The 14,943-nt window shown below is 52.5% G+C and carries 11 protein-coding genes; 3 read left to right on the forward strand and 8 right to left on the reverse strand.

Annotated elements, in window-relative coordinates; all coding sequences use genetic code 11:
• The first annotated feature begins 62 nt into the window (after window positions 1–62).
• Both AB1L42_RS18675 and bioA read left to right on the forward strand, forming a co-directional pair.
• Window positions 63–2,666, forward strand: coding sequence for a CehA/McbA family metallohydrolase (locus AB1L42_RS18675; protein ID WP_367059567.1), 2,604 nt, complete (start codon window positions 63–65; stop codon window positions 2,664–2,666).
• 214 nt (window positions 2,667–2,880) lie between these two features.
• Complete coding sequence (gene bioA, locus AB1L42_RS18680) at window positions 2,881–4,251, forward strand: adenosylmethionine--8-amino-7-oxononanoate transaminase (RefSeq protein ID WP_367059570.1); 1,371 nt, start codon at window positions 2,881–2,883, stop codon at window positions 4,249–4,251.
• A gap of 31 nt (window positions 4,252–4,282) precedes the next feature.
• Here bioA and AB1L42_RS18685 read toward each other — a convergent pair whose 3' ends face one another.
• Entirely contained in the window at window positions 4,283–4,708 is a 426-nt protein-coding gene (locus AB1L42_RS18685) for an Hsp20/alpha crystallin family protein (protein WP_367059574.1), read from the reverse strand.
• On the reverse strand, window positions 4,705–5,190 hold the full coding sequence (locus AB1L42_RS18690; RefSeq protein WP_367059577.1) for an Hsp20/alpha crystallin family protein: 486 nt from the start codon (window positions 5,188–5,190) through the stop codon (window positions 4,705–4,707). Before AB1L42_RS18690 ends, AB1L42_RS18685 begins: the two co-directional genes overlap by 4 nt.
• A 354-nt stretch (window positions 5,191–5,544) precedes the next feature.
• On the opposite strand from AB1L42_RS18690, the gene AB1L42_RS18695 reads away from it, so the two are divergent.
• Complete coding sequence (locus tag AB1L42_RS18695; RefSeq protein ID WP_231740623.1) at window positions 5,545–5,736, forward strand: Flp family type IVb pilin; 192 nt, start codon at window positions 5,545–5,547, stop codon at window positions 5,734–5,736.
• A 135-nt stretch (window positions 5,737–5,871) separates the two neighbouring features.
• Here AB1L42_RS18695 and AB1L42_RS18700 read toward each other — a convergent pair whose 3' ends face one another.
• From AB1L42_RS18700 to AB1L42_RS18725, 6 genes are all read right to left on the reverse strand, one after another.
• Window positions 5,872–6,366, reverse strand: a complete 495-nt coding sequence (locus AB1L42_RS18700) for an FHA domain-containing protein (protein ID WP_367059581.1) — start codon at window positions 6,364–6,366, stop codon at window positions 5,872–5,874.
• Between the two features lie 245 nt (window positions 6,367–6,611).
• Window positions 6,612–6,935, reverse strand: coding sequence for a non-heme iron oxygenase ferredoxin subunit (locus tag AB1L42_RS18705; RefSeq protein ID WP_367059584.1), 324 nt, complete (start codon window positions 6,933–6,935; stop codon window positions 6,612–6,614).
• A gap of 68 nt (window positions 6,936–7,003) precedes the next feature.
• Entirely contained in the window at window positions 7,004–8,014 is a 1,011-nt protein-coding gene (locus tag AB1L42_RS18710) for a ribose-phosphate pyrophosphokinase (protein WP_367059587.1), read from the reverse strand.
• Between the two features lie 143 nt (window positions 8,015–8,157).
• On the reverse strand, window positions 8,158–9,468 hold the full coding sequence (locus tag AB1L42_RS18715) for an MFS transporter (RefSeq protein ID WP_367059590.1): 1,311 nt from the start codon (window positions 9,466–9,468) through the stop codon (window positions 8,158–8,160).
• Between the two features lie 343 nt (window positions 9,469–9,811).
• Entirely contained in the window at window positions 9,812–11,242 is a 1,431-nt protein-coding gene (locus tag AB1L42_RS18720) for a sulfatase-like hydrolase/transferase (RefSeq protein ID WP_367059593.1), read from the reverse strand.
• Between the two features lies 1 nt (window position 11,243).
• Window positions 11,244–14,696, reverse strand: a complete 3,453-nt coding sequence (locus AB1L42_RS18725) for a hypothetical protein (protein WP_367059596.1) — start codon at window positions 14,694–14,696, stop codon at window positions 11,244–11,246.
• Window positions 14,697–14,943: the final 247 nt, after the last annotated feature.

Consider the following 14,943-nt stretch of genomic DNA (forward strand, 5'->3'; position numbering starts at 1 on the left):
GGTACCTGCTGGGTTATCGTCTCCGATGAACTCCTCGTCATCTGTCAGCAAGGTCTCCGCCGATGCGATTCATCATCCTGGGAATTGTCACTCTAAGCCTCTACGTCGTGGGAATGGCATTCTCATACGAAGCAGAGATCGACCGGGTCGAGGTCGCCATCCTCAGTGAGAAAAACTGGGATCAGTTCGTCCCTGAGGGAAAAGAAGTCGACGCGATTTACGGAGACATCGTGTTGCGAAACCAGCATCTAGTCGCAGTGATTGCGAAACCGGTTCCAACGCGAAATGCGAACATGACTGTTCGCTCCGTCGGTGGCTGTCTCATCGATCTGACATGCTCTCTTGCCGAAAGCGATCAGCTGAGCTGCTTCTATCCCGGCGGGAATGGAACGCTTTATTCCGATTGGGAATTCGGAGTCGATGGCCAACCAGAGAAGAGCATTTCTGCGGAGTTGGAGACCAAAGCAAATTCCGCGACTGTCACAGTCATCGCACAGGGGACCGACAGTCGTCCTGAGATTCGTACAACATACGAACTGGGAGTTGATGATAAAGCGCTGACGATTCGGACTCAGTACAGCAACGCCGGAAAGAAGACCCTGACGATTCTTCCGTCAGACACAATTCGTGCTGATGGTGGAAGCGAGCGCATGACGAAGTCTCCAAACGGGACAACTTCTCAGTACTTCATCGATGATCAGTATTGGGGCCAGGCGTACGTGTTCAGCCCGGAGACTGCGGAAATACGGATTCAATGCAACAGTGATTCTCGGAACTCAACGCTCAAATATCTGGCAACGAATGGCAACGATCTGAAACAGATCGGACCGGATGCCCGCGAAGTCATCGTCCGCCGAATTGCAGCGGGAAGGACGTTGTCCGACGCCGTCGCGAATCTTCAGACCGGTGAGACGAATACGTTTCAAGAGACGACTTTCGCAGTCACGGACGGAAGCGGGAAACCTGTTGTTGATGCTTTAATCGAATTCAGCAACGTTGGAATCCATTCGGGAAGTCTAAGAACTAACGAACGTGGAGAAGCATCATCACAGGTGGCGATCGGCGTTGGTGAGGCCCGCATCTCTCAATTCGGAACGAGCTTGGGAGTGCAGGAATTCACTGTCGCTGCATCCTCGTCCGATTCCGCACACAGAGTCATTTTGAAAGTGCCGGAATATCAACCCGGGAAACTTGAACTCAAAGTGGCTGATTCTGAACAGACCATGATTCCGTGCAAAGTGGAAATCATCGGTGTCGATGGAACTCCGTCTCCCGAATTCGGTCCGGATTCCGCCGACTTCGCAGTGCGAAATCTGCGATACACGCCGAACGGAATCTGCGAACAAACGCTTCCATCCGGTCGCTATCTCATCCGAGTCAGCCACGGACCGGAGTTTTCAAGCGAAGAGTTCGAAACCGAGATTAAACGTTCATCTGTTTCCGAGCACGAAGTCACACTTCATCGATCGGTTTCGACTCCTGGTTGGATCAGCAGCGATTTCCACAGTCACAGCTCGCCGTCTGGAGACAATACTGCCAGCCAACGGGGGCGTGTTCTTAACCTCGTTTGTGAACACATCGAATTCGCCCCTTGTACGGAGCACAATCGGATCACAACTTACGAACCACATTTCGAAGCTTTGGGAATCAAGCAGTTCATCTCGTCAGTGACCGGCATGGAGTTGACCGGCCAGCCGTTGCCTCTCAATCACCAGAACGTGTTTCCATTGCACCATCATCCTCATCACCAAGACGGCGGCGGACCGACGACGGATACTGATGTCGAACGTCAGGTTCAAAGACTGGCAGCATGGGACAATGGAAGCGAGAAGTTGATTCAACAGAATCATCCCGATGTCGGTTGGCTCGTCTACGACAAGGACGGAGACGGAACCCATGACCACGGACATTCTCACGCCATTTCTCTGATCGACGTGATGGAAATTCATCCGATCGACCGTGCCTTGCTGCTTTGCAAGACCGAAGACGTTTCAGCCGAAGAAGCGAAGTCCAACCGCATCTTCAAGTGGCTCCAGCTATTGAATCAAGGGAAACGAATTCCCGGAGTCGTGAATACAGACGCACATTACAATTTTCACGGTTCAGGGTGGCTGCGAAACTGGATTGAATGTTCGACCGATGATCCGAGCCAAATCGACCCCATGGAAATAGTCCGAGCTTCCGAAGAGGGACGCGTTGTGATGTCGAACGGTCCATTCCTTTCGTTCACTGCGACAGCGGACGAGAAGACCACCGGAGTCGGACAGGATCTCGCTGCTCCATCAGGTGAGGTGCAACTTAAGATTGATGTTCAATGCCCTAACTGGCACGAAGTCGACACAGTATTTGTACTCGTCAATGGACGAGCCAGAGAAGATCTCATCTTCACCCGAGAAGAGCATCCAGCCGCATTTGAGAGCCGAGGGGAGGGCGGCGAGCTCACCCAGAATGTTTCACTCAACATCCTCCTAAAGCTCGATTCGGATGCACATCTCGTCGCTGTCGCAGGTGGCATCAACACCCAGCTTGGTCCAGTCGTCGGTCCGAGAATGGCCGGTGTGCAACCGACCGCGCTGACCAACCCGATTTTCGTTGATGTGGATGGTGATGGAGTCGAGCACAACCTCGACACTCTTGGTCGCCCTCTTCCGGTCAAAGGAGATTAGGCAAGGGGAATGAGAGCAGAAACGGTTCTCATTCACTTACGAGCACCGTGGATTCGAAGACCAATAATGTTCTGCGACCGAAGTCTGAGCGTTGTAGTTATTGGACGAACTTACTCAACTGCACGCTGAGCGACATTCACCCTGCTAGCTAGCGCAGGAAGTGGATTCTGTGCTCGTTATCAGCGATTTTCTTTGCGATTCAACAAGTGTCATAATGCAGAATTCGACAGCTGATCAACTTCGGCAATGGGACAACGATCACGTATGGCATCCCTTCACACCAATGGAGGCGTATCAGGCAGAAGGGGCGCCGATCATCGAAAGCGGCGACGGTTTTGAGCTCATCGACGTTGAGGGAAACCGCTATCTCGACGGGATTTCTGCGCTATGGTGCAATGTCCACGGCCACAATGTCCCGGAGATCAATCTCGCAATTCAGAATCAACTTGGGAAGATTGCCCACACGACTTTGCTCGGGATGTCCTCTTCCCCCAGCATCGAACTTGCCAAGCGGCTAGTCGATCTGGCACCGAAGTCGTTGACGAGAGTTTTCTACTCAGACAGCGGCTCCACGGCTGTTGAGGCAGCTTTGAAAATTGCGTGGCAATACCATCGGCAAAAACCCTCCGGGCCAGAGGAGCGAGACCTGTTTGGAACGGTCAGCGGAGCATATCATGGCGACACGATCGGTTCCGTCAGTGTGGGGAGCATTGAACTGTTCCATCAAGTTTACGGAAAGATGCTGTTTCAAACAGTCAGTGTTCCATCACCAGCTTCGATCACTTCTCTCCATTCAGAGAACCGGGACCGTGACGTTACAGACTGCTTTGATCAGGTGCGAAACATCATCGAAGAGTACGGGTCACGGATGAATGCGTTCGTGATTGAACCGCTCGTTCAAGGGGCAGCCGGAATTCTCGTTCATCCCCCTGGTTATTTGCAGCACGTTCGTGAGCTGACACAAAAGGCTGGGATTCTGCTGATCTGCGATGAAGTGGCAGTCGGTTTCGGACGAACAGGGACGATGTTTGCCTGCGAACAGGAAGATGTCGAACCGGATCTTATGTGTCTCGCCAAAGGCTTAACCGGAGGCTATCTCCCGGTGGCGGTGACGATGGCGAGCGAAGAGATTTTCTCGGCGTTTCTGGGGGATCCATCCGCCGGAAGAACATTCTTTCACGGGCATACTTTCACCGGAAATCCGCTCGGCTGCGCAGCTGCGTTAGCGTCATTGGATCTGCTCGAGAAGAACTCCGTGTTGGAGAATTCGCGTCGAGTCGCCGAGGTTCTTCGCGAAGAATTGCAGAAGCTTGACTCGCATCCACATGTCGCAGAAATTCGCCAGAAAGGGACGATGGTCGGAATTGAACTCGTTCGTTCCCGCACACCGCTCGAAGCGTACTCATCAACTCGAAGAACCGGCCATCTCGTCACTTTGGCTGCTCGCAAACGCGGTGTGATACTGCGTCCGCTGGGAGACACGGTCGTCCTGATGCCTGCGCCAGCAATGCCAGAAGAACTTGTGAGAAAGCTCTGCCGAACGGCCATCGAGTCAATCGAAGAAGCGACTGCTGAGTCCAGCTAGAGTATTATTGGGTTTGCGGCACCGAGTAAACTCAATCTGCCTGGATAGAGATTTTTCGAGGCTGAGACCTCGGGACACGCGGTAAGCGAACTTCGAGGACGCCATCGGTCAACTTCGCTGAGATTCGCTCGTGGTCCACGTCATCACTGAGGATGAATGAGCGGAGAAAGTCACCTTGGTGATACTCCTGATGAACGAGTGATTCCAATCGATCGTTCGGCATATCGACTCGGCCGAAAAGGGTCAGGCGATTGTCCTGGACTTGGAGATCGAGATTCTCTGCGGAGACTCCGGGAAGATCAGCACACAGCACTAAACCTTCTTCGGTTTCGTAAATGTCGATCGGGGGAGTCCGTACCCATCGCTGTGGACTCTCTTCGGATTGTGAGAGCGCAGCTTCTTCGCGATTGGGGGAGTCATCGCGTTCCGGTCGATTCGGTTCGATGGATTCACTCATCGGGACTCTCCCTCTGCAGCGTTTTCGTTCGTAATTTCCGTCCGACCTTTGGTGACTGGAATCTGTTTCGGGGCAGCTGATGGAGTTTTGGGGAGATAGAGCTTCAGCAAGCCATCATTCAATTCCGCCCGCACATCGTCATCGTTAATCCGTTCCGGAACTGAAATCGAACGCTCCCAGTTTCCGACAGGTCGTTCACGTCGACGGAATCGATCTTCCGGAACGTCCCCAGCTGGAGTCCGTACCCCGCGCATCGTAACCACGCCGTTCGCAACAGTGAGGTCAAGCTCGGATGCAGTGCAGCCCGAAAGCTCGGCGGTAATCAGATATTCTGAACCGAGGTCGTAAAGATTGAGCATTGGATAGGGGCGACCAATCCTCGGGTTTTCGAAAGCAATATCCATGCTTCGAACCCAACGATCGACTTCGCGTTCCAGGTCGCGGAACGCGTCAAATGCACTTCCCCATCGGAAAACGGGCATGTTCAACCTATTTAGCCACAAAATGTTTCTGAGGGCAGCATCAAAGTGCAAATGTTGCGCCTGACCTTCGTTTGAACAGGTATGCGAAGCGTAAGTTTAATTTTTTCAGATGTTTACGGAATCGTTTTTGATCAGTCTCGTTCGGACGAAAGCGTGCGAAGGCTGTCAAACTGACAGACGGCGTTAGCCATCTCGGTGATGCAACCGGTTTTTTTATCAAATTCGCTGAAACAGTTTGACTCGCTGAAACCCGGGGCTAGGTTTCATGACGGAATGTATTGAGTCCCCTGAATTGTCGAGGTCAGCAGCGCGTCGAGCTGTCTCAAATCTGTAGACTTCTAATGGAAGAATCCTGTGTTCACTGGTAACTCAATCCGTTCGATTCGCAAGTTCCTTGCTGACGAAAGTGGGCCGACGTCCGTTGAGTACGCGGTCATGCTTGCGTTGATTCTCGCGGTTTGCATCGGGGCTGTCCGAGCCTTGGGTGACGGTCAGACCGGAATGTGGGGCAAAAACCTGAGTGAGTTGGAACGGCACGGCTTCTAATCGATCGACGTGATTTCTCTGCACTCTCAGCGGCGGCATTCAGTTTGAATGCCAGTCGAGGCGATCTCTCTGTAAACTTGCAAGCTGTTGTTCAGATCGCCCTTGCCTATCGATAAAGTGAATTCGGGTCAATCGTCAGCTTGAGGGATTTTCCTCGCTCTCAGAGTCTTGCTGCTCAGCATCACGCAGCTTGTCAAACAGATGAGCCCCTGTCTGCTCAATGATGAAGTCATCGCTCTCTTCAGGAATCGCCTGAGGAAATTCTGTGCTCACCGGTCCTTTAGCGATGATCGGCTTCTGCGGTGGTGGCGAAGGTGCTCTTCGAGCTGTTGCTTCTTTCTTTTGGTTTGCAGCTGCCTGAAAACGAAACCCGACATCTCCGACCCAGACTTCGTCTCCGTGATTCAAGGGAAGTTCGGGTTGAGCGCTGGCGTCATTGACTCGGACTCCATTCATGCTGCCGAGATCCCGAATTAGGTAGGTGTCGTCAATCTGCGCAATGCAGCAATGTTTGCGAGAAACCTTGCGGCTCGTCTTGAGAACAATGTCGCATTCGTTTCCCCGACCAATGAACATGACTGCCTTGGCAAGATGGATCGGAGCACCGCCTGCGAGTGGAATCAGAATCATCCGCACATCCACTTGCTTTCGGGGAGCGAAGAACAGGAATTACTTCGAATGTTATCGCATTGGCGGTGCGTTGCCGATGAAAATCGGGAATTTCCATGCCGACTCAAGCGATCCCAATCACATCGGATGTTACTGCGTCTTTTGCGGACAAATTCAGCAACAGTCGAAAGGTCAGAGCAGACAACCAGCGAACCGATGTTCTAGAACAAGTTGCTCTTTCCTGTGCACACAAAACAGAAAATGTTCTAGTCGTTCGGATATTGGACGAAAATTTCGTCGCTGCGAATTTCAACCTTGAACGTCTCAACCGGTTGTGTGGCTGGCATGCAGAGAGCTTTTCCTGTGCGAATGTCGAACTTTGCTCCGTGTCTTGGGCAGGTCAATTCGCAGCCGCTAATCTCCCCATCGGTCATTGGCTGACCGTCGTGAGTGCAGACATCTTCGACGCAGTAGTAATCGTCTCCGATCCTGATCACGAGTGCAGAGATTTCATCTCCGAGGATGACAGACAATCGGTCTCCGTCACCAAGTTCCGACGTTGAACCAACTCGTTCGAAGCGATCACTCATAGTCTGCGGTTTCCAGAAATTGTTGACTCTCCGGCTGAATGCAGAACAGCCAGGATCTGCGATAAACCCTATTCGTTCGGGATAGCCCCGTCAGGGAACAGCTGCGAGACACTCGTTCGATCATGGATCGACTGAATGGCTTCCGCGAAGAGTTCCGCGACGGACACGACGGAAATATTGTGTGGCAGCGGATCGTTTTGAGGTTCGATCGTGTCTGTAATGAACAGCTGCTTGATTCCACTCTTCGCGATTCGCGGTGCAACTCCCTTCGAAAGCACACCGTGTGAAACAGCAGCATAAATGTCGTTCGCACCCCGATCTTTCAGGACGTCGGCCATCGACATCAGCGTTCCACCTGAGATGGTGAAGTCGTCGACGATCAGAACGTTGCGGCCATCAACGTCTCCGATCAACTCGAGAACTTCCGCCCGTTCCGTGTGGTCGCGTCGAGTCTTATTCCCGATGACAACTGGAACGCCGAGGTAGTTTGCGTAAGCTGAAGCGCCCTTGGCGAATCCGATGTCGGGGGAACAGACCACGAGGTTCTCAATTCCCAGCGACTTGATGTGATCACACAAGACGTAGCGGGCGTAAAGGTGATCGACTGGAACCCGGAAGAATCCCTGAATCTGCGGGGAGTGCAGGTCCATCATGAGGCAGCGGTCCGCTCCGGCTGCTTCGAGTGCATCGGCACACACGCGAGCACGAATCGAAACTCGCGGTTCGTCCTTTTTGTCCCCTTTTGCGTAGCTGAAGAAGGGGATGACGGCTGTAATCTGCTGTGCACTGGCTCGTTTCAGGGCATCGATCCAGAACAGCAACTCCATGAAGTTGTCGTTGACCGGCTGGTGAGTTCCCTGAATGACGTAACAATCGCAGCCGCGGACGTTTTCGAGAACGCGAACGAAAACGTTCCCTTCACTGAAATAGTGTGCTTCGCAGGGAGTCAACCTCACCCCCAACTCGTTGGCGATTTTCGTAGCCAGCTGCTTATTTGCTGAGCCGGCAATGATCGCCAATTCCCCTTGTGGAGGCTGAAACGCTTGCGGACGGGGACCGTTGTTCGGTCGATATGACATGCCGGACTGCTAGGTTGAAATGATGAACAATTGAGGAAGAACCCAACGATGTTGGCATCATATCGGTCCGGGGAGACGACACAAGCGTCGCACAGTCGTCGATCTCTCCGGAACTGATTTCGAGGAGAAAACTCCGACAGAAATCACACTTTCGACAACTCAACTTCAGCTGAGGTCTCCTGACTGTCGAATTTCATGTCCTGATCTCGAGGATCAGGCATTCGAGCCAGCAATGTGAAGACGATGACCGGGAGCGGCATGACCGCGAACAAGATCAGGGAGAGGTCGAACGATCCCTGCCAGTCCTTAATCAGTCCCATCGCGAACGGGCCTCCGCTCGACGAAACGACCATCGTTGTCATCGCGAATCCTGTGATTTGTCCAAGATGACGTCTTCCGAAACGGCGTGCCCAGAGTGGGTGAGAGATCCCGAAAAATGTTCCCTGACCAGTTCCGAGCAACCCGCCAGCCAGGAGTGCAGTCGCTGAGGAATCGGATTGGTAGAGCAAAACCAGTCCACCTGCCAGTCCAAGGTGACCGGCGATCATGAGAGGTTTCGGCGGAACGTAATCGGCCAGAACCCCACCGATGAATTGAGTAATTGCCATGCAAGCTGCGAGCACGGACATGAACCGGGCGTGATCCCATTCACTCAGTCCTCGTTCCGCGAGAACCGGTGTCAGGTTGAAAACAACCGCAGTCATGACCAAAGCATTCAAGCCTGCCCCGAACGTAATCGCCCAGAAGGCGAACGTTCGCATCGATTCATGCAGAGTCAGCCCGTTTAACTGGATCGATTCCGATTTTGTTTCGTCGAGCCCGTGATCAATGCTCTGCCCGACGTCTTCCGGTCGTGACTGAAAGAGGCAAACGAACAATGGAACCAGACCGACCAGAATGACACACGCCCAAAGTGCGTATGTTTCCCGCCAGTCCAGAAAGGTCAACAACCATAAGTTGATGGCTGGAACCGTTCCCATCGCCACGGAAATTGCGATCTTTCGAAATGCCTCAACGAGACCGAGTCGGCGGTCAAACCAGAAGGCCAGGGTGTTACCACTCAACATGGCAAGCGTGCCTGGGCCAAGCATTCGAAGAAAGCAGAACGCAACCAAAAGCATGAACCAGTTCATGCTGACCGAAAGCACGAGGCAAGCACCTGCGAGAAGAATCAACGTAGCGAGCATTGTCGTGCGCAATCCCCAGCGGTCCATCAATCGACCGAAGTAGGTGATTGGAATCGCACCCAGCAATGTTCCCATCAGATAAGCGCCGGCCAATTGGGTGTGCGAGAGATTGAGCGATTCTCGAATCGGCGCGTTAAATGTCGAGATCCCAAACGTCTGACCGACAGCTGTTGCGGCCAGTGCTAGCATGGCGAGCGGGAGCATGACCCAACCGTAATAAAACGGAAGTGTTGAGTTTCGACTGATTGCCAAATCGGAAGAATTCATTCGTCCATCCATGTTCAAGAATGCGAAACAGACGCGTCACGAGTCGTTCCGTCATGGGCTAGCTTCGCGTTCGACCATACCACCGAAGAGGCAATTGGAAATGAAGACGTTCGCCGATTTTTCGAGATTATTGAATCTATTCGGTTAGTTGATCAACACATCCAGACGAGTGAATGACTGGCCGCGATCTTATGTCAAAATACTGATCACTCACTTGCGATGGATCAGTGGTAGTGAATGTGTGAAGTCGGTTCATTTCGCTCTCACGTTGGCCATTTAGTGAGACGCATCACAGTTTCGCAGTAATTTGGAACTGCACATGTTGTTATTCGAAACGTGATGCTCAGAACTTGCCTCGACGCTTCGGGAGCGGATCCATCGATAGAACGATGCGGTCGAAGGCTTGCTTCATCAAGCTCATTTTCAGCTGACTTGCCGAAGGATCGGACCACAAGTTGACGAACTCATCGGGATCATTTTCGAGATCGTAAAGCTCACCCTCATCGACTCCGTGGTACACCACAATTTTGTGACTCTTCGTCCGCAGCATCGTTCCGTACGCTCGTTCGTGAGTCCAGGAATTCGAATACTCGCAAAAGACGGAGTCACGATGCTCGTCGACCATCGACTCGCCCACACAAAGCGGAAGAAAACTGCGGCCTTGAAATTGATCTTCGAGCGGAATTCCTATCGCCTCACAAAGGGTTGGCACGAGATCAGTCAATTCGACGAGTGCTGAGGAACGTCGAGACTTCTGGAACCCGTTGTTCCATTGCAGGCACAATGGAACATGAATCGCCTCTTCATAGAAGTGTGGGCCTTTGAGATACAACCCATGATCCCCGAGCATTTCACCGTGGTCGGACATGAAAATGACGATCGTGTTATCGAGTTGCCCAGTCTCTCGAAGAGTGTCCATCATGCGTCCCACCTGATCGTCGATCAACTCGACCATCGCGTAGTAGGCTGCTGTGATTCTCTGCGATTCAGCCGGCGTGATTTCATCAACTCTCATTCCACCCACGTCGTTGTGTGCCCAGACGTGATCGAGTTGTTGATAGCTTGGTTTTTTGTCGAACGTTGCGGATTGAAATTTTGGAAGAGGCATTTCTTCCGGTCGGTACCGTTTCAGATAGTCCGCCGGTGGATCGAATGGATGATGCGGGTCAAACATGTTGACTGAAAACATCCACGGTTGATCGACAGTTGAACGCATGAAGTCGATCGCCATCTCCGCACACCACGTCGTTTGATGATACTCCGCAGGAACACCCTCCCGAACGTATCTGACTTCTGGAGACTTCAGCAATTCATCCCAGCTGACATTCTTCGATGCGAGCCATTGCTGGTAGGCGTTTTCAGGCCAGTCGGGCTGAGGATGATGGCTCCAGTGAAAAACGTCGTAACCGTCATCGATTCGCTCTTCGACTTTTCCTTCTGAACACGAGCTAAGATGCAACTTCCCAGCAAGTCCGCACCGGTAGCCATGGTCTTTCAAGATGCGAGGCAAGAGCCTTTCGGATGTATGAATCGTCTGGCCATTCTGACGACAGCCTGTGTTCCGCGGATAACGTCCCGTGAGGAATGAAGCTCGACTCGGGCTGCAGACAGGACTTTGGCAATAGGCTTTGTCGAAGCTGATTCCGTGATCGATGATCCGGTCGATGTTGGGAGTGCGAATCAACGGATTTCCAAGCCGATGAACGGTGTCGTATCTCTGCTGGTCGCTGCAGATCCATAAGATGTTCGGGCGAGTAGATGCTGCAGCGTTCATGTTATTCGTTTTCAGTTTCCGATTGATCGTCGAGCATTGACTCGAGAAGCTTCGCAATTTCGGATTGTCTTTTGCCGATGGTGTCCAGCAATCGCAGACGCGTTTCGGAGTCACTGTCGAATTTCGGGTCATTCTCGTCAAGAGCGAGAATTCCGCTGCTGACCCAGTCTTGTGTGTCACGATGGAGCTGTTCTTGCAGCTGCGCCACCAGCTCAATCGACCAACCAGTCATCTCGTCTGAAGCGTCTTCCTGAGAGTCATTCGTCGAGTTACGAACCGACACATCTGCAGGTGACAATTGCGAAATCGTCTCAAGCGTCGATTCGATCCACTGCAGAGCCAGCGAGTCGTGATCGTCAAACTGAAAATTTCGAAGTCGGTTCGCAGTGGCTGTTGCTTCGCCTGAGAGTGAATTCAGGAGTTGTTGAAGAACTGGAAGTTTGTCAGCTTCTGTGGCGAGAGAGTTCAGTTCATTGCGAAGGTCGAATTCCAAACCGGATTGCTCGACGAAGTGCCGCCTCTCAGCCCGGCTTAGCTTGTGATCAGAACTGGGATTCGGAAGCGCTAAACGAATTTCCTGCTGCTGCCTAACGAGTTGGCCCGCTCGAAGGCATAGTGCGCGCAAGCGGTTCCTCTGCTCCTGCAGATTCAGTCTTTGTTGAACACGATCTAGTGCATCAACACTTTCCTCCAGTTTCGTGACGAGATCATCGAGGCTTTGCTGAACCTCAGAATGTGACTTCGCATCCAACGATTCAAGAAGTTGCTGTTGAAGAGAGATGACTCCAGCGACCAGTTGCTTCAATTCAAGCAGATCAAGCTCGTCAGCACGTTGAGTGACGTCCTCAAGCTGCTGCTCGATCTGACGTTCCGCATCAGCAAGCCCAGGTTTCCCGAGGAGAAAATTCTGCCACCGCTCAGCGAGTTGTCTTCGCTCAGCGTGAATCGCATCAAGATGTTGCTTCAACTCGTTCACTGCTGTGAGAAGTTCGCCATCAGTGAGCTGTCTTTGCGTTTTCTCAGCGTTCGCAAGTGACAACAGCAATTCGAGCAACTCGTTGTCACTGTCCATCGCTGTCACGATGTTGTTGTCCAGAATGAACTCGTGAACACGGTTCATTCGTTCAAGCGGATGCAGCCTCAGAATTTGATCGCCGTCCGGAATTTGACCTAGCGTGCGGTTGCGCGAATTACCGGTCGTGTGCTGACGTGCGAAGTTTTCGAGGGCCTCGCCGAGTTCTAGATGTCGATCCGCGAGACCATTCAATTGCGTTCGTTGAGTTTGGGAAACTGCATCAACAGGGAGTCCCAACGTGCTGGCTCCGAGAACTCTCAACTCATCCATTAGCGTTCGCAGCTTGGCGATAACCAGTCGCCATTGTTCCAGCGACTCTTTGGAATCGACCCACGATTCAAGATTCTGCAGTGCTTGCCGAAGCGTTCTTTCAATCTCCGCCTGATCACGCACGATTTCAGCGAGGTTGTCTCGCACGTTCGGCAATTCATGGGAAAGCAGTGGAAGGCTCGATCGAGAGCGTGTTTCCTGACGAATCAGGTCCAGTCGGCTCTGCAGATTGACGAGAGTTCCGTCCTCGAGAGGTTTGAGAGTCTCGATGGCGGTCACAACTGCCTCAGTTAGCGGGCTGTCTCCGATCTGATTCTGAAGAAGTCGTTCGTGAATTGACTCCAGCCCGTTGCTGAGGACTTCAGTCGCCAGGCGTTCCGTGGTGAGTTCTTGCTGAGCGATCAACGAAATGAGTTCGTTCGTTTCTTCCGACTGGAGTTTCTCACCATTCTCGAACAAAGCTAACAGCGGTTCGAGGCGCGTTCGAAGTGACGGTTGCAGCGTTGATAGTGCAATGATGGTCCGCGTGACTTTCGTCAATTCCGATGCGAGAAGCTGCCGCATTTCATCGTCTGAAACGATGGAGAGTTGAATCGGTTCAGAGACTGTTGGCGTCGATTCCGGACGTGCATCCATTGCCCGGCAACTCAGCGTGACCTGATCTCCGGGGCTCAGGCCGAGTTCATCCACTGATAAAAGGACTTTCACTTCTCCGTTCCGCCGGTCGGATGAAAGTTTTCCTGGGAGCACTTTCGAAGTGCCCCCTTCAATAATCCCTTCGATGCTTTGCATGCCGAAGTCATCATTCGCCGTTGCCAGAAGCTGAAACGAAGCTTGCGGAGTCAGTGTTTGATCGCGTCGAGGATCAGAGATCGCGACCACCGGAGCGAGATCGCTGGTCGAGTTGAGAGTGATTGTTCGAGCGAGAATGGGTGATGCGTTGTAGGAGACTGTTTGATCGGGCACGACAGCTTGGACGAGAAGTTCAAGCGACAATAGACCGACGAATTGCGGAGGCACTTGCCAGTCGAAGCTGAAAGTCGTGCTTCCGTCGACGACTTCGCTCCGAATTACCGACCTGTCGGAGCGGTCACGAACCTGAAAACTTTCGAGAGGTTGGTCGAACGTAAATGACATTTTGAGAGTGGAACCGGCGACCACATCAATCGGGCCAGCCCAATGTCGAAGTTCCTGTTCGGGGAATTGCAGATAGTCAGGCCCAGCGACAAAGCAGACTGAATCAACAAGTCTTGGTCGCGATCTCCATTTGACCGTCGTCCAAGCTGAAGACTGATCATCTCCTCCCACGACTCGGAACAGTGTCGTTTTTGTCGACGAAGGGAAGAGAGAGAATTCAAGCTCCTGCCGACTCTGGTTGTTCTCGACAACGTCCGTGCTGCGTGGTCGAAAGCGGTTGTGTCGCGAGTTTCCGCGAAGAGTTTCTACCCAGACTTCTTCCGGGAGTTCGCCGATCAGGTCGATGATTCGAAAAAGGGCAACGTCAGCTTCGTCGACAAAAATTGTCGATCCCGTGATGATCGGTTTGTTCTGCTTGTCGAAGATTTGGAAACGGGTGGTCTTGGGCCAAATCGTTTCTGAACCGGGGTTGATCAGTCGCTGGCTGGCGATCTGAATTCGGTCTGCGTAAAGAACGCTCAGGCTGAGCAGAGAGAAGGCGATGACCAGCGACGCACACGCAACTGGCCATATTCTTAACGGCACTGCCTCTGCTTCGAGTTTCAGGTCATTAACACCGCTTTGAATGTGCTGCTGCCAGTCAGAATCGCTCTTGAGTGGAACAGACGATTGTTCAAAGGCAAGTGGAGTCGCCAGCTTGCCTGCAAGTCGCGGGGAGACTCCTTCGAGAGTCAACGCTGTATCGATCGTCGAGATGCGAGTGACATACAAGCTTCGAAACAGCCAGAACACGCACCCTAAAAAACAGGTCCAGAACGCAATCGAGAGAAGAGATCGAATCGCTGGCGATTCGGGTTGAATCCACCAGTCAATCACACCAAGAAAGGCCCACCCCAAGACAAGCATCGTCAGTGAGCGCAGCACTTGTTCGACGACGTAAAGCGACCAAAGTCGACGACGAATCTGCTCCAATGGATGTTGCGAACGGTGAGGCGAAATCGTTGAAATCCTGAACCGGAAGCAGAGCATTTTCGAAGGCGAAATGAGCTTGGACGATCCCGCTCAATCGAACTTTGAAACTAAGATACTCCGGAAAGCCAGAACGGTAGGCAGTGACTATTATTGTAGCAGTGAATCGTGGTAGCGGGGAGATGTGAAGCATTGGCGCCCAGCGAATGAAGATCCGAAAGGAGTCGCTGGGCAGCAGGCATGTGATCGA

The sequence above is a fragment of the Thalassoglobus sp. JC818 genome (assembly GCF_040717535.1).
GTDB lineage: Bacteria > Planctomycetota > Planctomycetia > Planctomycetales > Planctomycetaceae > Thalassoglobus.

What these genes read in the sequence shown, in the direction of transcription:
- AB1L42_RS18720 (WP_367059593.1), bottom strand. Translation starts at nt 11,242, where the DNA reads ATGAACGCTGCAGCATCTACTCGCCCGAACATCTTATGGATCTGCAGC.
- bioA (WP_367059570.1), top strand. Translation starts at nt 2,881, where the DNA reads ATGCAGAATTCGACAGCTGATCAACTTCGGCAATGGGACAACGATCAC.
- AB1L42_RS18700 (WP_367059581.1), bottom strand. Translation starts at nt 6,366, where the DNA reads ATGATTCTGATTCCACTCGCAGGCGGTGCTCCGATCCATCTTGCCAAG.
- AB1L42_RS18685 (WP_367059574.1), bottom strand. Translation starts at nt 4,708, where the DNA reads ATGAGTGAATCCATCGAACCGAATCGACCGGAACGCGATGACTCCCCC.
- AB1L42_RS18715 (WP_367059590.1), bottom strand. Translation starts at nt 9,468, where the DNA reads ATGAATTCTTCCGATTTGGCAATCAGTCGAAACTCAACACTTCCGTTT.
- AB1L42_RS18675 (WP_367059567.1), top strand. Translation starts at nt 63, where the DNA reads ATGCGATTCATCATCCTGGGAATTGTCACTCTAAGCCTCTACGTCGTG.
- AB1L42_RS18705 (WP_367059584.1), bottom strand. Translation starts at nt 6,935, where the DNA reads ATGAGTGATCGCTTCGAACGAGTTGGTTCAACGTCGGAACTTGGTGAC.
- AB1L42_RS18710 (WP_367059587.1), bottom strand. Translation starts at nt 8,014, where the DNA reads ATGTCATATCGACCGAACAACGGTCCCCGTCCGCAAGCGTTTCAGCCT.
- AB1L42_RS18690 (WP_367059577.1), bottom strand. Translation starts at nt 5,190, where the DNA reads ATGCCCGTTTTCCGATGGGGAAGTGCATTTGACGCGTTCCGCGACCTG.